Origin of the sequence: Neisseria subflava (genome assembly GCF_024205705.1) — a bacterium.
Taxonomy (GTDB): domain Bacteria; phylum Pseudomonadota; class Gammaproteobacteria; order Burkholderiales; family Neisseriaceae; genus Neisseria; species Neisseria subflava_D.
Map to the genome: position 1 here is coordinate 300,207 of NZ_CP073115.1, position 22,579 is coordinate 322,785.

At 49.0% G+C, this 22,579-nt stretch carries 18 protein-coding genes; 8 read left to right on the top strand and 10 right to left on the bottom strand.

Going from position 1 to position 22,579, the window contains the following annotated elements:
- Nucleotide 1: 1 nt before the first annotated feature.
- From KCG54_RS01455 to carA, 7 genes are all read right to left on the bottom strand, one after another.
- On the bottom strand, nt 2-1,243 hold the full coding sequence (locus KCG54_RS01455) for a type II secretion system F family protein (RefSeq protein WP_254322302.1): 1,242 nt from the start codon (nt 1,241-1,243) through the stop codon (nt 2-4).
- Nucleotides 1,244-1,322: 79 nt separating this feature from the next.
- Nucleotides 1,323-3,002, bottom strand: coding sequence for a type IV-A pilus assembly ATPase PilB (pilB, locus tag KCG54_RS01460; protein WP_254324430.1), 1,680 nt, complete (start codon nt 3,000-3,002; stop codon nt 1,323-1,325).
- Between the two features lie 402 nt (nt 3,003-3,404).
- Nucleotides 3,405-6,620 (bottom strand): carbamoyl-phosphate synthase large subunit, encoded by a 3,216-nt coding sequence (carB, locus tag KCG54_RS01465; protein ID WP_254324431.1) that lies wholly within the window; start codon nt 6,618-6,620, stop codon nt 3,405-3,407.
- Nucleotides 6,621-6,645: 25 nt separating this feature from the next.
- Nucleotides 6,646-7,398, bottom strand: coding sequence for an LEM-3-like GIY-YIG domain-containing protein (locus KCG54_RS01470; protein ID WP_049344526.1), 753 nt, complete (start codon nt 7,396-7,398; stop codon nt 6,646-6,648).
- A 277-nt stretch (nt 7,399-7,675) separates the two neighbouring features.
- Complete coding sequence (locus KCG54_RS01475; protein ID WP_049225703.1) at nt 7,676-7,933, bottom strand: SemiSWEET family transporter; 258 nt, start codon at nt 7,931-7,933, stop codon at nt 7,676-7,678.
- A 78-nt stretch (nt 7,934-8,011) separates the two neighbouring features.
- Nucleotides 8,012-8,269, bottom strand: coding sequence for a SemiSWEET family transporter (locus tag KCG54_RS01480; protein ID WP_049225703.1), 258 nt, complete (start codon nt 8,267-8,269; stop codon nt 8,012-8,014).
- Nucleotides 8,270-8,405: 136 nt separating this feature from the next.
- Nucleotides 8,406-9,536 (bottom strand): glutamine-hydrolyzing carbamoyl-phosphate synthase small subunit, encoded by a 1,131-nt coding sequence (gene carA, locus KCG54_RS01485; protein ID WP_254324432.1) that lies wholly within the window; start codon nt 9,534-9,536, stop codon nt 8,406-8,408.
- A 481-nt stretch (nt 9,537-10,017) separates the two neighbouring features.
- Here carA and pilC point away from each other — a divergent pair, with 481 nt between their 5' ends.
- Nucleotides 10,018-13,407, top strand: coding sequence for a PilC family type IV pilus tip adhesin (gene pilC / locus KCG54_RS01490; RefSeq protein WP_254324433.1), 3,390 nt, complete (start codon nt 10,018-10,020; stop codon nt 13,405-13,407).
- Between the two features lie 271 nt (nt 13,408-13,678).
- On the opposite strand, the gene KCG54_RS01495 is transcribed toward pilC, so the two are convergent.
- The 3 genes from KCG54_RS01495 to tal all read right to left on the bottom strand — a co-directional run bounded on the left by KCG54_RS01495 (nt 13,679) and on the right by tal (nt 16,748).
- Entirely contained in the window at nt 13,679-14,413 is a 735-nt protein-coding gene (locus KCG54_RS01495; RefSeq protein ID WP_036493381.1) for a LytR/AlgR family response regulator transcription factor, read from the bottom strand.
- A gap of 239 nt (nt 14,414-14,652) precedes the next feature.
- On the bottom strand, nt 14,653-15,540 hold the full coding sequence (gene gluQRS, locus KCG54_RS01500; RefSeq protein WP_254324434.1) for a tRNA glutamyl-Q(34) synthetase GluQRS: 888 nt from the start codon (nt 15,538-15,540) through the stop codon (nt 14,653-14,655).
- 152 nt (nt 15,541-15,692) lie between these two features.
- Complete coding sequence (tal, locus tag KCG54_RS01505; RefSeq protein WP_254324435.1) at nt 15,693-16,748, bottom strand: transaldolase; 1,056 nt, start codon at nt 16,746-16,748, stop codon at nt 15,693-15,695.
- A gap of 134 nt (nt 16,749-16,882) precedes the next feature.
- Here tal and KCG54_RS01510 point away from each other — a divergent pair, with 134 nt between their 5' ends.
- From KCG54_RS01510 to rpoN, 7 genes are all read left to right on the top strand, one after another.
- The gene (locus KCG54_RS01510; protein WP_254324436.1) at nt 16,883-17,857 is read left to right on the top strand and encodes a KpsF/GutQ family sugar-phosphate isomerase; all 975 of its coding nucleotides are present in this window, start codon (nt 16,883-16,885) and stop codon (nt 17,855-17,857) included.
- A 66-nt stretch (nt 17,858-17,923) separates the two neighbouring features.
- A complete protein-coding gene (locus tag KCG54_RS01515) occupies nt 17,924-18,460 on the top strand; it encodes a KdsC family phosphatase (protein WP_049348781.1) in 537 nt (178 codons plus the stop codon).
- Complete coding sequence (gene lptC / locus KCG54_RS01520) at nt 18,457-19,038, top strand: LPS export ABC transporter periplasmic protein LptC (RefSeq protein ID WP_254324437.1); 582 nt, start codon at nt 18,457-18,459, stop codon at nt 19,036-19,038. The genes KCG54_RS01515 and lptC overlap by 4 nt, the downstream gene beginning before the upstream one ends.
- The gene (gene lptA / locus KCG54_RS01525) at nt 19,019-19,549 is read left to right on the top strand and encodes a lipopolysaccharide transport periplasmic protein LptA (RefSeq protein ID WP_003748337.1); all 531 of its coding nucleotides are present in this window, start codon (nt 19,019-19,021) and stop codon (nt 19,547-19,549) included. The genes lptC and lptA overlap by 20 nt, the downstream gene beginning before the upstream one ends.
- A 70-nt stretch (nt 19,550-19,619) precedes the next feature.
- The gene (gene lptB, locus KCG54_RS01530; protein WP_003679854.1) at nt 19,620-20,354 is read left to right on the top strand and encodes an LPS export ABC transporter ATP-binding protein; all 735 of its coding nucleotides are present in this window, start codon (nt 19,620-19,622) and stop codon (nt 20,352-20,354) included.
- 45 nt (nt 20,355-20,399) lie between these two features.
- Nucleotides 20,400-21,041: an energy transducer TonB gene (locus KCG54_RS01535; protein ID WP_254324438.1), complete on the top strand. Its 642-nt coding sequence runs from the start codon at nt 20,400-20,402 to the stop codon at nt 21,039-21,041.
- A gap of 135 nt (nt 21,042-21,176) precedes the next feature.
- Nucleotides 21,177-22,532 carry an RNA polymerase factor sigma-54 gene (rpoN, locus tag KCG54_RS01540; RefSeq protein WP_254324439.1) on the top strand — a complete coding sequence of 452 codons (1,356 nt, stop codon included), beginning with the start codon at nt 21,177-21,179 and terminating at the stop codon, nt 22,530-22,532.
- The last annotated feature ends 47 nt before the right edge of the window (nt 22,533-22,579 follow it).

Consider the following 22,579-nt stretch of genomic DNA (forward strand, 5'->3'; position numbering starts at 1 on the left):
ATCAACCTACGACATTACCCAAGTTAAACAGCGGCAGATACATGGCAATCAGCAAAATACCGATGAGCGAACCCAATACCACCATGATGATAGGCTCCATCAAGTGAGACAATCGGGTGACGGAGTTGTCTACTTCATCTTCGTAGAATTCGGCTGCTTTGTTCAGCATATCGTCCAAAGAGCCTGACTCTTCGCCGATGGCCGCCATTTGGATCACCATGTTGGGGAACATATCTGTACTTTGCATACTGGATGTCAGCGACAGACCTTGGGTTACCTTGGCGCGGATGTCTTGAGTGGCTTCTTCATAGAGAATATTGCCGGATGCGCCTGCAACTGAATCTAATACTTCCACCAAAGGAACGCCGGCTGCGAAGAGGGTAGAAGTCGTACGCGCCCAACGGGCAATGGTCGCTTTTCGGACGATGGCGCCAAAAACAGGCAGCCTCAAAATCAAAGCATCGATTCGTTTTTGGAAGGTGGGCGATTTCTCATGGAGTTTGTACAGGCCGAAGGCGGAAGCAATCAAAAGGATGATCATAATCCAGCCGTAATCGACAAATAAATCAGACAAGTTCATGACGAGTTGGGTAAGGTCTGGCAGCTCTGCACCCATATTGGCATAAACTTCTTTAAAGGCAGGCAGTACAAACATCATCATGATGAAGATAAGCGCGATGGCTACCACGATAATAGCAATCGGGTAGGTCAGCGCGGTTTTAACCTTTTTCTTAATGGCTTGGGTTTTTTCTTTATAAACAGCCAGTTTGTCCAATAGGCTTTCCAATACGCCGCCGGACTCGCCTGCGCTGACCAGATTGCAATAGAAACGGTCGAAATATTTTGGATATTTGGAGAACGATTTACCCAATGCGCTGCCTTGTTCGACATCGGAGCGAACCTGCATCAGCATTTCGGTCATACTCGGATTGGAGTGGCCGCGCGCAACGATTTCAAAAGCCTGCATCAGCGGTAAGCCTGCCTTCATCATCGTTGCCAGTTGGCGGGTGAATACTGTAATGTCTTCTTGGGTAATACGGCGTTTGCGTGCGGTTTTGACTTTGCTGATGCGCAAAGGGCGAATGCCTCTGCGTTGGAGTTTTTTGCGTGCTTCTTCTTCGTCTTTGGCAACTACTTCACCACGGACAAGACGTTCGGTTTCGGTATTTTTTCCTTCAAATGTAAAACGCTTGCCTTTGCTTCTTGAACCGAACAGACTTCTTTTTTGCTCTGCTTGAGCCATGAGTTATCCCTTGTTAGTAAGAAATAAAGCGGACTGTTTCCCCGTGCCGCTTTATTTTAATTTTCGAAAATATGGCAGTTTAGTCATTGGTATGAGCAGTCACTTCTTCCAACGAGGTCAGGCCTTGCATGACTTTCATGAGGCCGGCACGACGCAAGTCTACCATGCCTTCCTGATAGGCCATATTCATGATATCAACTTCTGTACCGTTGTTCATAATGACTTTTTGCATTTCATCGCTGACCGGCATGACTTCATAAATACCGACGCGGCCTTTAAAGCCTTTGCCGCGGCAGCTGTCGCAGCCAACCGGGCGGTAGAGCTTCCAATCTTGAGCCAAGTCCGCATCGGTAAAGCCGGCTTTTTTCAATGCCGGAACCGGTGGGCGCTCAACTTCGTGTTTGCAGTTCGGACACAGTCTGCGCAACAGCCTTTGCGCCATAATTAGGCTGACCGAGCTGGCGATGTTGAAAGGCGCGACACCCATGTTCAAAAGGCGGGACAGCGTGGCCGGTGCATTATTGGTATGCAGGGTAGAGAAAACCATGTGGCCGGTTTGGGCGGCTTTAATGGCGATGTCGGCGGTTTCCAAGTCACGAATCTCACCGACCATAATAATATCAGGATCTTGACGTAAGAAGGATCGGAGTGCGGCAGCAAACGTCAGGCCTTGTTTTTCATTGACGTTGACTTGGTTGACGCCCGGCAGGTTAATCTCGGCCGGATCTTCTGCCGTCGAAATGTTCACATCTTCCGTGTTCAAAATGCTCAGGCAGGTATAGAGCGAAACGGTTTTGCCCGAACCTGTCGGGCCGGTAACCAATACCATGCCGTAAGGGCGGTTGATGGCCTCAAGCAACATTTCTTTTTGGAAAGGCTCTAAACCGAGCTGGTCGATATTGAGCGATGTACCATCGGAATTTAGGATACGCATCACCACTTTTTCGCCGAACAATGTCGGCAATGTGCTGACACGGAAGTCAATCGGACGGCCGTGTTTATGGAAGGCAATTTGAATTCTGCCGTCTTGCGGAATACGTTTTTCGGAAATATCCAAACGCGCCATCACTTTGATGCGCGATGCCAACTGGCCGCGCACGGCGACAGGCGGCTGTACGACTTCACGCAACTGCCCGTCCACACGGAAACGGACGCGCGCCATTTGTTCGTAGAATTCAAAGTGGATGTCCGATGCGCCTGCGTTCAGGGCATCGGATAAGGTTTTGTGGATGAAACGGGGGATAGGGCCGTCTTCAGCTTCTTCGTTATCGATATAAAGCGATTGAGATTGCTGGGTTGCTTCATGTTCGTCGTTGATTTCTTTCAGAATGGTGGTCGAACGTTGACCTAGCCATTCCAGCAGTGAGCTGAGCTGGTCGTCTGGAACTACGACCAAGTCGACACTTAAACCTGAAGCAAAAGCGATTTTTTGAAAGTTTTGGATTTGGGTCGGATCGGATACGGCGAAATAAACCTTGCGTCCGCGTTTGAAAATCGGAATGCAACGATTTTGCACCATTTGCTCTTCCGTCAGAATGTCGCTGACTACATTATTGCGCGGGTAGTAGCGCAAATCCAAAAGGGGATAGCTGAATACGCGCGCGACTAACTCTCCCAAAGCTTTAGGGGAGATGATGCCGTCTGAAAACAGTTTGGGCAGGATTTCTTTGCCCGATTGTAAAAGGCTGTTGTAATGTTCCGCTTGTTGATTTGAGATGGTCTGGCTTTGAACCAAAACACGCAATAATCCGACACTCATTTTATTTTCCGTTTCTTGTGCAGTTTTCCCTTTAATTTAGAGGAAAGCCGTATTATTTTATCATTATTATGATTAAAGCATATGTTAATTATGCAAATCTGCTTAAGTTGCAAAGACATGCTTCTGCTTTAATTGTATTTTTATTTCGGACGGCCATTATAAAGCAAGGAGAATAGGCGTTAAACTCGATATTTTTGGATTATGATGAAAAAACAACAATTTTGTCGTATGAATCCAATCAATAACGAAATTATATTTCATGTTGTTATCCCTTGTTGGGAGACGGCAGAAAAGGTTGTTTTGATGGACAGACGGTTAGAATTTGAAATATGAAAAGGCCGTCTGAAACTGAGCAATCAGGTTTCAGACGGCCTTTTAACTATTTAAATCCGATAGGATTGATTAGGCTTTGTTTTTCAGACGGCCATGCAATTCCTGTACGCTGTACACGCCCAAGTGTTCGCGGCTTTTTGCGCCTTCGCTCATGGCTTCGCCGCCGGCGATGGTGGTGTATTGCGGTACGCGTTGGGTGAGGGAGGTGCGGCGGATGCTGTGGCTGTCGGTAACAGATTGTACTGTGCTGCCGACGGTGTTGACCACCAGTGCGATTTCGCCGTTTTTAATTGCGTCCACGATGTGTGGGCGGCCTTCCTGCACTTTGTTGACCGCTTGCACGATGATGCCGTGTTCTTTCAAGTATTCGGCGGTACCGCGAGTGGCGCAGACACCGTAGCCGAGTGCTTGGAAGTTTTGTGCGGTTTTGACGATGAGCGGTTTGTCTTCGTCGCGTACGGCGAGGAACACTTTGCCTGTTGTGCTCAAGCGTTCGCCTGCGCCGAGTTGGGCTTTGAAGTAGGCTTCGCCGAAGCTTGCACCTACGCCCATGACTTCGCCGGTAGAGCGCATTTCAGGGCCGAGAATGGTGTCCACACCCGGGAATTTGATGAATGGGAACACGGCTTCTTTAACGGCATAGAAGTCTGGGATGACTTCTTTTTCTACGCCTTGCTCTTTCAGCGAAATGCCTGCCATCACGCGTGCGCCGACTTTGGCGAGCGGTACGCCGGTAGCTTTGGATACGAACGGTACGGTACGGCTGGCGCGTGGGTTCACTTCCAGTACGAAGACCACGCTGTCTTGTACGGCAAACTGTACGTTCATCAAGCCGACTACGCCCAGTGCGTATGCCATGGCTTTGGTTTGACGACGGATTTCATCTTGAATTTCTTCATCCAATGAGTATGGAGGCAATGAACAGCCGGAGTCGCCGGAGTGGATACCTGCTTGTTCGACGTGTTGCATGATGCCGCCGATCACGACGTCTTGGCCGTCTGAAACGCAGTCTACGTCCACTTCGATGGCGTTGTTCAAGAAGAAGTCGAGCAATACGGGGCTGTCTTCGGAAACTTGTACGGCTTCGCGCATGTATTTTTGCAACTCTTCGGCAGAGTGAACAATCTGCATGGCGCGGCCGCCGAGTACGTAAGAAGGACGGACAACCAACGGATAACCGATTTCTTCGGCTTTAACGAGGGCTTCTTCTTCGTTGTGGGCGATGCGGTTAGGCGGTTGACGCAGGCCTAAGTCGTTCAATACTTTTTGGAAGCGTTCGCGGTCTTCGGCAGCATCGATGCTGTCGGCAGATGTGCCGATGATGTTCACGCCGTTTGCCACCAAAGCATTGGCCAGTTTGAGCGGAGTTTGGCCGCCGTAATGCACAATCACGCCCCATGGGTTTTCGGTGCGGACGATTTCCAATACGTCTTCCAAGGTCAGCGGCTCAAAGTACAGGCGGTCGCTGGTGTCGAAGTCGGTGGATACGGTTTCAGGGTTGCAGTTGACCATGATGGTTTCAAAACCGGATTCGCGCAGGGCGAGTGCGGCGTGAACGCAGCAGTAGTCAAATTCGATACCTTGGCCGATACGGTTTGGGCCGCCGCCGAGAATCATCACTTTTTTACGGTCGGAAGGACGGGATTCGCATTCTTCTTCGTAAGTGGAGTAGAGGTAGGCGGTTTCGGTGGCAAACTCGGCGGCGCAGGTGTCAACGCGTTTGTAAACCGGATGCAGGTTCAGCGCGTAGCGGTGTTCGCGGACTTCTTTTTCGCTTACGTTCAACAATTGTGCCAAACGTTTGTCAGAGAAGCCTTTGCGTTTCAGACGGCGTAAAGCGGCGTAATCCAAATCTTGCAGGCAGCCTGCACTTACCTGCTGCTCTTCTTTTACCAAGTCTTCGATTTGCGCCAAGAACCAAGGGTCGATGGCGCAGATTTCGTGGATTTCTTCCAGAGTGAAGCCTGCGCGGAACGCATCGGCTACAAACAGCATACGCTCAGGGCCAGGGTTGGCCAGTTCTCGGCGGATTTCGGCTTTGTCTTCGCTGCGAGGGTTGAAACCGCACAAGCCGGTTTCCAAACCGCGCAAGGCTTTTTGGAAACTTTCCTGAATCGTGCGTCCCATCGCCATCACTTCGCCCACCGATTTCATCTGCGTGGTCAGACGGTCGTCTGCGGCGGGGAATTTTTCAAATGCGAAACGCGGGATTTTGGTCACGACATAGTCGATGGAAGGCTCGAACGACGCTGGGGTGCGGCCGCCGGTGATATCGTTGCGCAACTCGTCCAGCGTAAAGCCGACAGCCAGTTTGGCCGCTACTTTGGCAATTGGGAAGCCGGTTGCTTTAGATGCCAACGCGGAAGAACGGCTCACGCGCGGGTTCATCTCAATCACAATCATCTCGCCGTTTTCAGGATTTACCGCAAACTGCACGTTTGAGCCGCCGGTATCCACGCCGATTTCACGCAACACTGCCAACGAAGCATTACGCATGATTTGGTATTCCTTGTCGGTCAATGTTTGTGCAGGCGCAACAGTGATGGAGTCGCCTGTATGCACGCCCATCGGGTCGAAGTTTTCAATCGAACAAATGATGATGCAGTTGTCGTTCTTATCGCGCACCACCTCCATCTCGTACTCTTTCCAGCCGAGAACGGATTGCTCAATCAGCAACTCATGAGTAGGCGATGCATCAAAACCGCGTTCGCAAATCGCCAAGAACTCATCTTTGTTGTAGGCAATACCGCCGCCCGAACCACCCATGGTGAAAGACGGACGAATCAGCGTCGGAAAGCCGACCTGTTCCTGCGCCGCCAAGGCTTCGTTCATCGTGTGGCAGACAAAGGATTTCGGGCAGGAGAGGCCGATTTTCTCCATCGCCTCCTTAAAGCGGCCGCGGTCTTCCGCCTTGTCGATCGCGTCTTCCGTTGCGCCGATTAACTCGACATTGTATTTCGCCAACACGCCGTTGCGCGCCAAATCCAGCGCACAGTTCAGCGCAGTCTGGCCGCCCATCGTGGGCAGAATCGCGTCGGGCCGCTCTTTGGCGATAATCTTCTCCACCGTCTGCCACATAATCGGCTCGATGTAGGTAACATCCGCCATTTCAGGGTCGGTCATAATCGTGGCGGGGTTGGAATTCACCAGAATGACTTTATAGCCTTCTTCACGCAAAGCCTTGCAGGCCTGTGCGCCCGAATAGTCAAATTCGCAGGCTTGACCGATAACGATAGGGCCGGCGCCGATGATAAGGATGGATTTTAGGTCGGTACGTTTGGGCATGGTGTTTTACCTTAGAGATTTCAGGTTATTTAAAACTATATTTAACGGGATTGCTGGCACCCCGTTTACGATATTCTTCAGGCAGCCTTTTACGTTGGTATTTTTGGCGGACTTCATCATTTTTAGAAAGTGATTCGCCGTGAAAACCAAAACGTCCTACTATGGTTTCATTAAGCTCAGGAAAATTTTCCTTAGTAGCTGGCAGCCATTCATGCGCTTGTAAAACATCCACAATTAAGCCTTTTTCAACCGCCAAGATGTAATGCGCACGTTTTGCCCGCTCAACATCAAGCCGCCAGGCTAGGCGAACAGCATCATAAGCCGATTTTTCTTTATCTAAAGAACGATTAATATTAATAATCAATAGATTATGATCGCTGTCAAATTGTGCAACAGGTGCATCGTATTTATCTTGTATTTCAGATACATGCATCGAACCAAATTCACTATTGCCATGTCCGCTTTGTTCATTTGATAGCCCCGGATAGGCATCTATTAAAGCAGCTTCTACTTCAAAAGCGGTTTTCTCATTCATGCCATGTCGATGAATGACATGGATAACTTCCAATTTGGCTTTTTGGATAGCGCGAATCCTACTATATTTTAAATTCAGTTCATCTTCGCCATCTTCCGCTATTTTCAAACATTGTTTCAAATGTTCAAAAACCCGGTTGTCTTTGCCTTTGCCTACATAAAAAGTTTCACCATTTCTTGGGTCAATTAAGCGGTAAACGTAATATGCAAGGGCTTTGCAAACTTCAGATGAAAACTTGTCCATATTCTTTTTTCCTCAAATGTATTTAGATAGCAAGCTATTAGCTTGTATGCAGGGTGCGTGCGATACGCACGCGTTCTCCATTTTCCCTGCACTTTAACCCATCGCGTGCGTGCCTTGCGGTACATATTAAAGGCCGTCTGAAAAAACGCTCGCGGGGTTTGTTCCATCTGCCTTGCGATAAAAAACTACCTGAAAAATTCCTGCTATTGATATTTTGGCCACTTTTTTCAGACGACCGTTTGCGTTTTTATTTTGCACAGGCCGTCTGAAAACTTCCTTAAAAACTAGTGATAAATGTAATCAAACCCAAAATAATGCCTGGGGCGTTTGCCAGTATGATGGGGTAGTCGCGTTTTTCTTTCAAAAAGCCGTAGGCAAACCATAATGTGCAGTTGATGGCGGCGACGAGGGGTTGCAACGGCGAGCCGGGGTTGCCGGCAAGGTTGTTTTGGATTTGCGGGATATAAGAAACGTACATACCGACGCCGGCCAGGGTGGCGGTGACGGAAAGAATGTGCATTTGTTTTTCAGTCATTGGTTTTCCTTTCTGATTAGACGATTGGGTTTTCAGGCTGTACAGATGTTGATTTGCACAGGCCGTCTGAAAACTTCCTTAAAAACTAGTGATAAATGTAATCAAACCCAAAATAATGCCTGGGGCGTTTGCCAGTATGATGGGGTAGTCGCGTTTTTCTTTCAAAAAGCCGTAGGCAAACCATAATGTGCAGTTGATGGCGGCGACGAGGGGTTGCAACGGCGAGCCGGGGTTGCCGGCAAGGTTGTTTTGGATTTGCGGGATATAAGAAACGTACATACCGACGCCGGCCAGGGTGGCGGTGACGGAAAGAATGTGCATTTGTTTTTCAGTCATTGGTTTTCCTTTCTGATTAGACGATTGGGTTTTCAGGCTGTACAGATGTTGAGAGGGGGCTGAATTTATATTTTTGAAGTTTGGTTTTCAGACGGCCTGTTGTCGAGTTGAGTGTGGCCGTCTGAAAAAATCAGCTTTATTGTTTTGCTGCTTTGATATTGTCAATGAATTTGTCGAATAGATAGCCGACGTCTTGCGGGCCCGGGCTGGCTTCGGGGTGGCCTTGGAAGCAGAATACAGGTTTGTCTGTCAGTTCGATGCCTTGCAAGGTGTTGTCGAACAAGGATTTGTGGGTAATGCGTGCGTTGGTGGGCAGAGTGTCGGCATCGACGGCGAAACCGTGGTTTTGGCTGGTGATGACGACTTTGCCGCTGTCTAAATCTTGTACAGGGTGGTTGGCACCGTGATGGCTGAAGCGCATTTTCAGGGTTTTGGCGCCGATGGCGAGGCTGATCAGTTGGTGTCCTAAGCAAATGCCGAAAATCGGTTTGCCGCTTTCCATCAGTTTTTGTACGGCTTTGATGGCGTAGCCGCAAGGCTCGGGGTCGCCGGGGCCGTTGGATAGGAATACGCCGTCAGGATTGAGTGCCAAGACGTCTTCCGCGCTGGTTTGTGCGGGAACGACGGTCAGGCGGCAGCCGCGTGAGGCGAGCATGCGCAGGATGTTGGTTTTGACACCGAAATCGTAGGCGACGACGTGGTAAGGCTGTTCGGAAGGTGTAACGAAACCTTTGCCCAATTCCCATTCGCCTTCGGTCCATTCGTAAGTTTCTGTGCAGGAAACTTCTTTTGCCAAGTCTTTGCCGACCATGCTGCCGAATGCGGCAATCAGTTCTTGTGCTTTTTCAACGGTGGCATCCGCACCGGTCAAAATCGCGCCACCTTGTGAGCCTTTTTCACGCAACAGGGTGGTCAGGCGGCGGGTGTCGATGTCGGCGATGGCGACGGTTTTGTTGCGTACCAAATAGTCGTGTAGGCTTTCGGAGGCACGGAAGTTGCTGTGCAAGAGCGGCAGGTCGCGGATAATCAAACCGGCGGCGTAAACGCTGCGGCTTTCTTCATCTTCGGCGTTGGTGCCGGTGTTGCCGATGTGTGGATAGGTAAGGGTAACGATTTGTTTGCAGTAGGAAGGGTCGGTCAGGATTTCCTGATAGCCGGTCATGGAAGTGTTGAACACGACTTCGCCGGAAGTCGAACCTTCGTAACCGATTGATGTGCCGTGAAATACGCTGCCGTCAGCGAGAACGAGAAGAGCCGGAGTGGTCATGATGGAATCCTGTTTGCCTGATGATGGTCGGTTCGAAAAAATGGGTCAGGCCGTCTGAAAAATAAAAATTGTTTACAAAAAAGACAGCCTTCGGAAATCTCGGCTAAAAAAAAACACGCTCCGCAGCTTTGATTTTGCTGTGTAACGTGCTTTTTCAGACATAGCGGTCTATGCCGTAGAAGCAGTGTATTTTAAGTCAAAGTAATAGGAATTTCAAGCGTAGAGCAAATAATCGATAATCTAAAAACGTTTTATCTTTATGGTACAGTCCCTTGCTTTTGGAATGCCTGATGAATAAGGTTGAACTAAATATTCAGTCAGGCCGTCTGAAAACTGAGCAGGCAGATTGTTTCATTTTTGTTGTGTTTGAAATGCAGGTGTAGGGAAATTCATCCGAATCAAACATGAAACAGGCTGTTTATGCTAAAATCGTAGCCCCATAAAAAATAAAAACAACGTCATTTTTAGCTGAGATTATCCGATGAAAAAAGAACACATTATGCAAAACGCTCCATCAGGCCGTCATCGCCTCATTCATGCAAGCGTCGCTTCCGCTTTAGCGCTCATCAGCATTTCCGTTCAGGCAAATACGCAGCAATTTGCCCAAACTCCTTTTTACCTGCAAAACAAAACCGACGTCAGCGGCCAACCCAAAGTCAAACACAATATTATGTTTTTGATTGATGACTCGGGCAGTATGCAATGGAATGTGCAAGGTAAGGAAACACCTGTATTGGCTGATAAAAGAATAACGATTACCAAGGAGGCTCTAAAGTCAGTATTGCAGGAGTATGGCAAAAAACAACAATTCCAGTGGGGTTTGCAAACCCTGCATAATAATGGTGGTACTGATATTCCAGATAAGGAGGGCTTTACCGATGATTGGCAGGACGTTCAAAAGAGGGTAGATGGTATTGATCCCGGTCATGCTACGCCAATCACGCGTCGCTACTATGAAGTAGTCAAAAACTTTGTGATGCCCAACATCAAATACCGTTGTCAGAAGTCTTATGTGATTGTGATGTCGGACGGTGATGCCAATATGAGTTGTAGCAATCAGAGTTATGGGGAGGATCCGAGTAAGTCGCGTAATACCAACTTTAACTACGATAGAGATTATTATTATTCAGGTTATTACCGTGCTATTGAGCATAGTGCAGATACGCCTGCATACCGATATTTTGGGCCGTCTGAGGCAAAAGCTTATGAGAATAATCATAAGCAGGGTGAAAAATTTGGCTATTTTGATTTGCCGATTTATGATCCGACCCAAGAGATTCCGGAAGCGAAAAAAAAATTCCAATGTCAAAATACAAGGTATAGAAAAGATGCATCTGGCAATTGGGTTTTTTTACCTGATTATAAGAATGGTAAACCTGAAGTTGAAGGTATTGGCGAAATTATTGTTCCTTATTGGGATAGAAACTATAAGGATGAAAAACGCGGTATGCGTTTCTTTAGCCAGACTTTGGCAGAAAAAGATATTAAACCTGCGATTGAGCCAACAAAGCGTCTAGATGATGCAGGCAAGAGCTGGGATGGTGATCCAAGCGATCCTAAAGGCGTAGATTACAGCAAACAGTTGGTTCAGACTTTTACCGTGGGCTTTGGTGAAGGAATCTCTGAAGTTGGGAGAGAGTATCTGAAAAATGGTGCGAGCCGTCCAGACTGGTACTTTAACGCTGAGAAAAAAGAAGATTTGCTTGAGGCCTTTAAAACCATTATCGACAATATTGAAACTGACAGCAAAATAATGAAATTTGAAGGGGCAGCTTCAACTGCGCCGGCAACGACCAGTATGGGTATTCCCGATATGGCAGCAACGGTTCATTTAAATACCGGCTCTTGGAGCAGTCAGTTGCGGTTTTATAAATTAAACCGCGATGGTACGCCTATTAATACGACTGAGTTTGTTCAGCCATCATTTAATAACCGTCTTACTTTGGTTAATGATGGCAGTAAGACCTATTTCATCGATAGAGTTGCAGATAATGAGGCTTCAAACGCCGATTTTGGCATTTCAGACGGCAGTGCGAAAGATAAGTTGGAATGGAAAAATGCATTGCTGAAATGGACTGGCCGAGCAGGTAGTGATGAAGCCATCAAAGCGGATGCAGAGGCAAAAGGTTATAACCAGTCTTATCGTATCCGTCCAACTGACCCTAATGATCCAAATAAAGATGAACGTAATTTGGGCGATATTTTAGACGGTTCGGTTGCGACTATTGGCGATAAGCGCGACAACCGTCAAGAGTTTTTGGTCGCCGCTGCCAATGACGGCATGGTACATATTTTCCGTAATGGTACGTCTAGTAATCCTTATGACTTGAAACTAAGCTATATTCCGGCAGCTATGGAGCGCGAGGACAATCAAGGTCAAGCAACAACTTTGGGTAAAGTTCTGAAAGATATTGCACGCGATGGCTATGGCTCCAGTACGCCACACCGCTATATGGTCAATGGTGGCTTTGTTCTCCGTCAAACGCCTGATAAGAAGCAAACCTTTATGTTTGGTGCGATGGGTCAGGGTGGACGCGGTGCGTATGCGTTGGATATTGGTGCGGTAGCTAACAGTGATCGTAGTGGTTGGAATACGACTGTGCCTTTGTTTGAAACAAAAAAAGGCTCTGACAATAAGCTCGGTTATACCATTGGTTCGACACAAATCGGCCGTGTTTCCATCAAGCGCGATACCACTCCGGTTAATTTGGAATCTAATGTGCGTTATGCGGGTTTCTTGGCTAGCGGCTATCGTACTGAGGACGTGAATAGTGAGGATAATGACACAGCTTTATATGTCTATGATATGACAGGTAAAGAAGCGGGCACAAAAAATACTGGTGATCAGGTTTCTAAAGCCGGTGAACTTTTTAGGGATAAAAAAATTCCTGCACCAAATGGCAAAGGTGGGCTTTCTACACCAACTTTGGTGGACACTGATTTTGATGGCATTGTCGATATTGCCTATGCAGGCGACCGTTACGGCAATATGTTCCGCTTCGACTTAAGAGGTAAAACCCCGTCTGAATGGTCGGCACAAATGATTTTCCAAGGTTCGGGTAATCAACCGATTACGTCTGCGCCTGCGGTATCACGCCGCAGTAAAGATAAGTATGTCGTTATTTTTGGTACGGGTAGCGAGATTTATCAGAATGAATTGACCAATACCAATGGACAAATCAATGCCGTTTACGGTATTTACGATGATGTATCTACTGATGCAGTTTTGGCGAAAAGTAGTGAGTTGGAACAGCAAACCAGAGAAAGTGTCGACGAACACATTTATGTCAGCGACAATAAGGTTGGTGAAGGCAAAAAAGGCTGGAGTCTGACTTTAGGTCCGAATGAACGTGTGACTGTCAAACCGACGATGATTTTGCGTACAGCTGTTCTGACCATTCGTAAGTATGAAACCAAAACAATTCATACTGATTCTTCCAGTACCGATGTTTGTTTGCCGGACAGTACATCCACACAAACGACTGCAAAAACGATTATTCTGGGCGTAAATGCCGAAAACGGCGGCCGTTTGGGCTTGCGTGATGCGCGTATCTCCAGTAAGGATCGTCAGTTTATCAAGCGCGAGAATAATGGCCAGATTTATTACGCCAACGGTATGACTTTTGATGGCGTTATCAACTTTACTTATATGAATTCCAGTAAAGCCGACGATTCTCCGGTAACTGCCGATGGCGATAGTGGCGGCACGGGTACGGATAAGGAGCTGAACGCTACGCCGAGCGTGCCAAACAATAAATGTTTTGCAACCAAAGGTGATCGCAGTCTCTTGTCTAACCAATTGGACAGTCTGGAAGTTCAAGGCCGTACATGCGGACTCAAACGTATCAGCTGGCGTGAATTGTTCTTTTAATCTGTAAGGCTTGGATATTGAGGTCGTCTGAATTTTTCAGACGGCCTTTTCTGTTGAGTGGTAGTAATTGAGAGATACTGGATTAAAAAATGGAAAAGTTTGTTTGTGGATATAACAGGGTTTGATCAAATTGAAAGCTTGGATAAAGCTAAATGACAGACTTGGGCTATTTTTTTAATTTTCTACTATTTGGCTGATAAGTTAAAAGGCCGTCTGAAAATATCTTTTCAGACGGCCTTTGATTTAAAAAGAGCCATTCAAGGAGTGCATTTTAGATGCTGTTTTTAATGATTTTCCGTAGAGTGGACAGTTGTCGGCGGCTGACTGGCAGTGGGGTCGGAATATCAAGAATTTTAGCGCCCCATGTGGATGCGGATTCGTCGTTTTCGTCATCGTCCAGTCGAATCAGGCTGTCGAGGGTGTGGCGGAATACGAGGGCATTGCGATGGATGCGGATGACTTTGTCGCCAAGCAACTCTTCCCAGTAAACTAGGGTCTTCGGTAATTCGTAGCTGTGGCCGTCGCCGGTAAACAGATAGACGGTTTTGTGTTCCGCCATCAGGTAACGTGCCTGTTGCCATGGGATTTCGACCATGCGTTCGCGGTTGTACACTTTGAAATGGGTGAAACTGTCTGCTTTTTCGCGGTTTTTCTCGATGATGCGGTCAAGTGCGGTTTGCAGGCGGGTCATTTTGATCGGTTTGAGCAGATAGTCTGCGGCAGCCAGCTCAAACGCGCGCAGGGCGTGTTCTTCGTAGGCTGTGGTGAATACAATTTCCGGCTGGCGCTTGGCGGTACGCTTAATGCGTTCGACAAATTCGAGACCGTCGATTTCCGGCATGCCGATGTCGGCAAAGACGATGTCGACTTCGTGGACGCTCAGCCACTCCAATGCTGGCATGGCATGGTGAAAGACGTTCAGCAGTACGACATTGCACTCTTCCAATAATACACGTAAGCGTTCTGCTGCTAATACTTCGTCTTCTACAATAATGGCACTTGGCATAGCGGTATTCTTTTTGTTGTATCGTGGGAGATCTGCCGCGTTTTGTCATCCTCAATAACGCGTCAGCCGTATGTTGTTACAACCTTGAAATTATCAGTTTGTGACAATTTTAGGAAATTTTTGGAATATACATGATTTCTTCGCTTCTTGGGCATGGTTTGGGATGAATCGGAAGATTACTTACATAATTTTATGAAATATTGTAATACCTAGAGTAATTTTGTTGTAATCATGCTAATTCAGTCCGTGATAATGGACGATTTTGGGATTTTGTCCATTTGCCAGTGTGTCACCGCCCAATCAAGCAATTCCTGCGGACGGTTCACAGCAGGTGCATCAGGTAGGTTGAGATAGGTTAGGACTTGGCGGAGAAGCTGTTCTTTTTGAGTCAAATCCAAAGCCGGGGCAAGGGTTTGTTTCGACCATTTTTGCCCTTGGCTGTTGGTCAATAGGGGAAGGTGGGCGTAGGCCGGTGTGGGAATGCCGAGGCATTGTTGCAGATAGATTTGGCGCGGCGTGGAAACGAGCAAATCTTGACCACGGACAATATGGGTTATTCCTTGATCGGCATCATCGGCAACCACGGCAAGCTGATATGCCCAATAGCCGTCGGCACGAAGCAGGACAAAATCGCCGATGTCGTGTGCCAGATTTTGTGCGTAATGTCCGACAATGCCGTCTGAAAAACCGATTACGCGATCGGGAACTTGAATGCGCCATGCCGGAGTTTTGTTTTGCGTATCGGGTCTTTGCTGAGGATTGCGGCAACGGCCGTTATATACAAATCCGTCTGCGCCATGTGTTGCCGCCGCCTGCCAGTCTTTGCGGCTGCAATAGCAGGGATACACCAGCCCGGCTGCTTTGAGGCGGTCGAGGGTGTCTTGATATAGGTCGTAACGGCGGCTTTGATAGGCGACTTCGCCATCCCATTCAAAGCCGAAGGCTTCAAGCGTGCGCAAAATGTCGGCGGCGGCGCCGAGCATTTCGCGCGGGGGGTCAAGGTCTTCAATGCGGACCAGCCATTTGCCCTGATGAGCGCATGCGTCGGCATAGGAGGCGACGGCGGTCAGTAGGGAGCCGATATGAAGCAGGCCGGTAGGGCTGGGGGCGAAACGTCCTATATACATGGTAAGGTGTTTTTGTAGGGCAGGGGCAGTATGCCTGCACGGTGTTCAAATCGTGATAGAAAAGGGCGTGCCGTACACGCCCGAATTTGGGTTTCAGACGGCCTGAGACTTTTCAAAATGATTTAAGTTTCTCGGCCGTCCGTTCAATCCGCTTAAGCCAAGGGAGCAAGCAGTTTGGCGAAAGCGTCTTCAAATTGTTTCAAACCGTCTTCCTGCAAACGAGTTGCCAAGGTTTCGACATCAATGCCGAGTTTCGCGGTTTCGGCAAGCTGCGCTTTGGCTTCATCCACACCTTCGGTCAAAGTGGCTTTGGCGGTGCCGTGGTCGATAAAGGCTTTGAGTGTGGCATCGGGAACGGTGTTGACGGTATGGGCGCCAATCAGGCTGTCAACGTACAACGTGTCAGGATAGACAGGGTTTTTCACGCCGGTAGATGCCCACAGAAGTTGTACGCGGTTGGCACCTTTTTCGGCAAGTGCGGCAAATTCGCTGCTGCCGAAATATTGCGCCCAATCTTGATAGGCGGCTTTGGCCAGCGCAATGGCGACTTTGCCTTTGAGGTGGTCGGGCAGGGTGGCATCCAATGCGGCATCGACACGGGAAATAAAGAAGCTGGCGACAACTTGGATATGGGAAACGTCGTGTCCTGCTTCCAAACGTTTGGCAATGCCGCGCGCGTAGGCCGCATAGGCTTTGAGGGTTTGGGCACGGGAGAAAAGCAGGGTCAGGTTGACGCTGATGCCGTCTGAAACGAGGGTTTCGAGCGCTTCGATGCCTTCGTCGGTTGCCGGTACTTTAATCATGGCATTTTTACGGCCGATGGCGGCGTGCAGGCGGCGCGCTTCTTCAACCGTGCCTTGTGCGTCTTTGGACAATTCAGGCGAAACTTCGAGGCTGACGAAGCCGGTTTTACCGCCGGTGGATTCGTGTTCTTCAAGACACACGTCGCAAGCGGATTGCACATCGGCAACCGCCATGGTTTCGTAGCGTTGTTTCGGGGTCAGGTCTTGCTGTTTGAGCGCGGCTACTTCGTCGGCGTACAGGGCATCGCCTGCAAAGGCTTTTTGGAAAATGGCAGGATTGGAAGTTACGCCGCATACGCCCTGTTTGAGCATTTCGGCCAATTCGCCGCTTTGTACCAGCGAACGGGAGAGGTTGTCCAACCAGATTTGTTGTCCTAATGCTTTAACGTCCGATAAAATAGTCATCTCTGATTCCTTTTACATAATAGGTTTGTTTGTGAAGTGGCGGTAATGCTACGCCGATTCGATGAATTTGAACAGTTTACAGCCGATTAATTTGGGCAAAACAAACCTAAATTCAAGCATGAAAGGCGGCTTTGATGGCGGAAAACACACTTTATCTCGACTGGGCGCGCGATGTATTGGATACGGAAGCCGAAGGTTTGCGTGAAATTGCGTCGGCTTTGGACCATGATTTTGTCCGTGCGGCGGAAGCGTTGTTGCACTGCAAGGGCAGGGTCGTCATTACCGGTATGGGCAAGTCCGGACATATCGGCCGCAAAATGGCGGCAACCATGGCTTCGACCGGCACGCCTGCGTTTTTCGTCCACCCTGCCGAAGCGGCGCACGGCGATTTGGGCATGATTGTGGACCACGATGTCGTGATTGCCATTTCCAATTCCGGCGAAAGCGATGAAATTGCGGCGATTATTCCGGCGTTGAAACGTAAAAACATCACGCTTATCTGCATCACTGCCCATCCGACTTCGACCATGGCGCGTCATGCCGATATTCACATTACCGCGGCGGTTTCCAAAGAGGCGTGCCCGCTCGGCCTTGCGCCGACTTCCAGTACGACCGCCGTGATGGCCTTGGGCGATGCGCTGGCGGTGGTATTGCTGCGCGCACGCGCGTTCACGCCCGACGATTTTGCTTTAAGCCATCCGGCCGGCAGCTTGGGCAAACGCCTGCTGTTGCGCGTAGCTGATATTATGCACAAAGACGAAGCCCTGCCTGCCGTTTTGTTGGGTACGCCGTTGAAAGAGGCCATTGTCCGTATGAGTGAAAAAGGTTTGGGCATGTTGGCGGTAACCGATGCCGAAGGCCGTCTGAAAGGTGTATTTACCGATGGCGACTTGCGCCGTCTGTTTCAAGAACGCGACAGCTTTGCCGGTTTGAAAGTGGACGACATCATGCACGCTTCGCCGAAAACCATCTCCGCCGACCGCCTTGCCACCGAAGCTTTGAAAGCCATGCAAAGCGGCCATGTGAATGGTTTGCTGGTGGTCGAAGAAAACGGCATGCTGATTGGCACACTGAACATGCACGATTTATTGATGGCACGAATTGTCTAAATCGACGGCAAAAACGTTTTCAGACAGCCTTATGCTAGAATAGGCCGTCTGAAATAAGGAAACCTTATGCAAAACCTCTCTTCCGACCTGCAACAACGCGCTTCAGGCATCAAACTGCTGATACTGGATGTGGACGGCGTTTTGACCGACGGCCGCATTTTTATCCGCGACAACGGCGAAGAAATCAAATCGTTCCACACTTTGGACGGACACGGTTTGAAAATGCTTCAGGCCAGCGGCGTGCAAACGGCGATTATTACCGGCCGCGATGCGCCTTCCGTCGGTATCCGCGTGAAGCAGCTCGGTATCAACTATTACTTCAAAGGCATTCACGACAAACGTGCCGCCTACGCCCAATTACGCGAACAGGCCGGTGTGGAGGAGCATGAGTGCGCCTTTGTCGGCGACGATGTTGTCGATTTGCCCGTGATGGTGCGTTGCGGATTGGCGGTCGCCGTCCCTGAAGCGCATTGGTTTACTTTGCAATACGCCCATTATGTAACCCGACGTTCCGGCGGCGCAGGCGCGGTGCGTGAAGTGTGCGATTTGATTATGCAGGCGCAAGGTACGCTTGAACCTGCTTTGAAAGAGTATGTACGATGAAAATCAGATGGCGTTACGGAATCGCCTTTCCGCTGGTGTTGGCCGTTTCACTCGGCGCACTGGCGGCGTGGCTCGGCCGCATCAGCGAAGTGCAGGTCGAAGAAGTCGTCCTCAATCCGAATGAGCCGCAATATTCGATGAAAGGCATCAACGGCAAACGTTTTGACCAAGAAGGCCGTCTGAAAGAAAACCTGAGCGCGGCCGATGCCGTTCAATATCCCAATAGCGTGGACGTGCATTTGGACAAACCGCATCTTTCGTTTTACCGCGACGGCAGCCTGTTGTACGAAGTCGGCAGCGACAAGGCCGTGTACAATATCCAAAACAAAAAAGTCGTTTTCGAACAGAATGTTGTCTTAAACAAAGCGGCAGATGCCAAGCGTTTGGCCGGCATTGTCAAAACCGAACGTTTGAATGTCGATACCGAAGCACAATACGCCCATACCGACAGCCCGGTTACTTTCCAATACGGACAGTCCAGCGGTCAGGCAAACGGCATGACTTATGACCACAAAACCGGTTTGCTGAATTTCCCTTCCAAAGTGAAAGCCACAATTTATGATACAAAAAATTTGTAAAACCTTAGCCCTTGTTGCCGTTTTTGCCGCCAGCCCGGCCTTTGCCTTGCAAAGCGACAGCAAGCAGCCGATTCAAATCGAAGCCGACCAAGGCTCGCTTGACCAAAACAACCAAAGCACCACCTTTTCCGGCAACGTCATCATCAAACAAGGCACGCTCAATATCCGTGCCGGCAGCGTAACCGTTTCACGCAACGACAAAAGCGAGCAGTTGATGAAAGCCACCGGCTCGCCCGTCAAATTCAGCCAAGAGTTGGACGGCGGCAAAGGCGTGGTCAACGGCCAAGCCAATACCGTGACGTATTCTTCCGCAGCCAACCTCGTTACCCTGTCCGGCAATGCCAAAGTACAGCGCGGCGGCGATGTGGCCGAAGGTGCGGTCATCACGTACAACACCAAAACCGAGGTTTACACCATCAACGGCAGCGCCAAATCCGGTGTGAAATCCGCCGCGAAATCCGGCCGCGTCAGCGTGGTCATCCAGCCGTCCAGCACGCAGAAAAACAAATAAGAAAACACACAAAAAGGCCGTCTGAAAAAGGTTCAGACGGCCTGAGATCAATATCGAAAGTCAACAGAATATGAGCGCAAACAACAGCCGTCTTGTGGTTCAAAACCTGCAAAAAAGTTTCAAAAAACGCCAAGTCGTCAAAAGCTTCTCCCTTGAAATCGAAAGCGGCGAAGTCATCGGCCTGCTCGGCCCCAACGGCGCGGGTAAGACCACCAGCTTTTACATGATAGTCGGCCTGATTGCCGCCGATGCAGGCAGCGTGATGCTGGACGGACAAGAATTGCGCCACCTGCCCATTCACGAACGCGCCCGCCTCGGCGTCGGCTATCTGCCGCAGGAAGCCTCGATTTTCCGCAAAATGACCGTGGAACAAAATATCCGCGCCATTTTGGAAATCAGCATGAAGGACAAAAGCCGCATCGATGCCGAACTGGAAAAACTGTTGGCCGATTTGAATATCGAACGCCTGCGCAACAACCCTGCGCCGTCCTTGTCCGGTGGCGAACGCCGCCGTGTCGAAATCGCGCGCGTGCTGGCCATGCAGCCTCGTTTCATTTTGTTGGACGAACCTTTTGCCGGCGTTGACCCGATTGCCGTCATCGATATTCAGAAAATCATCGAGTTCCTCAAATCACGCGGTATCGGCGTATTGATTACCGACCACAACGTGCGCGAAACCCTCAGCATCTGCGACCGTGCCTACATCATCAGCGACGGTACGGTATTGGCTTCAGGCAAGCCGGATGATTTGGTCAACAATGAACAAGTCCGTTCGGTTTATTTGGGTGAAAATTTCAAATATTGAGTTTAGGCCGTCTGAAAAGGTGCATCTGTGTTGAAACGAATTTTTTTGTTTGCCTTTGCCGTTTTGGCAGCTACCACTGTGCATGCAATGCCAGAACTGCCATTGCAGAATATGGGTGTGCGCCAAGGCGTGATAGATAAAAATGGCAGGCCGATAACCGGTATCGTAACGGCGACAGCTATCGTGGATAAAGAGGGTAAATTGGGAAAAAGCCTCCATTGGGAAGTGGATGCGCTGGAATTGTTGAAACTTGCTCAAGAAGTAGGTTTGCCAAAACAAGTCGAGCCTTATAAAGAGTGTACTTATAATCAGAAAACCCAACAAATGGATTGTAAGACACTGGAAAGCCTTAAAAAATTCAGATTCTTTTATACTGTGCCAAATGGATTCAAAGAAGAGATAAAGACGAAACCTGTCCAAGTTGCTCCCCCACCTTATCCACAGCTTTCTACAGAGAATGGCGAGGAAGGGACTGTGGTATTAAATGTCTTTATCAATATAGATGGCAAAGCATTTGTATGGATACAAAAGAGTAGTGGGTCCCCGCGTTTAGATGCGGCAGGACGAAAAGCAGTTTTGAAGACAAAATTTCAACCCGCTACCTATCACGGGAAGCCTGTTGCCATGGTTTTTGTTCTGCCTATTACGTTTGCTTTACCGTTAGAAACCATCTCTACTGTTGAATAATTCATTTATCGGTTGATAAAAGAATAATATATTGAAATAATCATCTAATATATAAACAATATATTTGATACTTTCAGACGGCCTGTATCTGACGGGCCGTCTGAAATCCATAAAGCACATTTACTATCAAACATTATGTCTTCACTCGTCCTTAAACTTAAACAGACCCAGCAGCTTAACCAGCGGCTGCAGCAGTCTTTGCGCATCTTGCAGATGTCGGGTCTTGAGCTTGAGCGCGAAGTGGAAGACTGGTTGTTGGACAATCCTCTGCTTGAGCGTCCGGAAACTGATGAGTTTGCCGATAGTGGGCTCAACCGTGCCGTCACCATGCCGCGCGCAGGTCAGCAGTTGAGTGGCGACGATGCCGAAGATATTTGGAGCAACATCGCCGAAGAAGAGGATTTCAAACACTATCTGCATGCCCAAGTGTGCGAGCATCCGCTCTCGCAAGTGGAAGCGGCCTATGTTCACGTTTTGATTGATTTTTTGGATGAACAAGGCTACCTCACCGACAGCCTCGAAGAAATCATCGACCACACGCCGTTGGATTGGATGCTGGACGAAGAGGTCCTGCAAAATGCGCTGGATGTATTGCAAACCTTTGAGCCGCCCGGCGTAGCGGCTGCCGATTTGACCGAGTCGCTCATGCTGCAATTAATGCGTTTGCCGGCTTCTCCGGCTAGACAAATGGCCGCGCATTTGGTGCAAAGTTCGCTTCAAGAGTTAGGCAAAAACCGCAAACAAAACGTTCTGCGTTTCCGCAAACTCTATCCCGATACCGACAGCGAAACCATAGAAGCCGCGCTCGATATGATTGCCGAGCTCAATCCCTATCCGGCCTACGGTTTCGCCTCTGCCACGCCTACACCTTATATTCAGCCTGACGTTTGGGTCAAAGAGGGCAAGGACGGCTGGGAAGTCATCAGCAACGAGGCGGCTTGGCCGAAGCTGCAGCTCAATCAGGAATATTGCGACCTGATGAAATCGGCGGAAGAGGGCGTGCCGGAGTGGAAGGAAAAAATCAGTGAAGCCAAACAGCGCATTGATTCTTTGGAACTGCGTAAAAGCACGGTCCTCCGCCTTGCCGAGTATATCGTCAAAAATCAGGAAGATTTTTTCATTTTCGGAGAAATCGGCCTGTCGCCCATGCTGATGAAAGATGCCGCCGCCGAATTGGGTTTGGCGGAAAGTACCATCTCGCGCGCCGCCAACCAGAAATATTTGTCTTGCCCGCGCGGCCTGTTTGCGTTACGCTATTTCTTCACACAGGCAGTCAATGCCGACGATGATGGCGAAGGGTTCAGCCAAGGCGCAATCAAAGCCGTATTAAGCCAGCTGATTGAAAGTGAAGACAGCAGCAAACCCTATTCGGACGAGACCCTCGTCAAATTATTAAAACAACGCGGCATTGAAATCGCTAGACGTACAGTTGCTAAATATAGAGAATCATTAGACATACCACCGGCACACAAACGAAAATTTACCGAGTAGATATATTCCGATCCGTTTTGACGGACTAATCAACCGAAGGAGCTGTA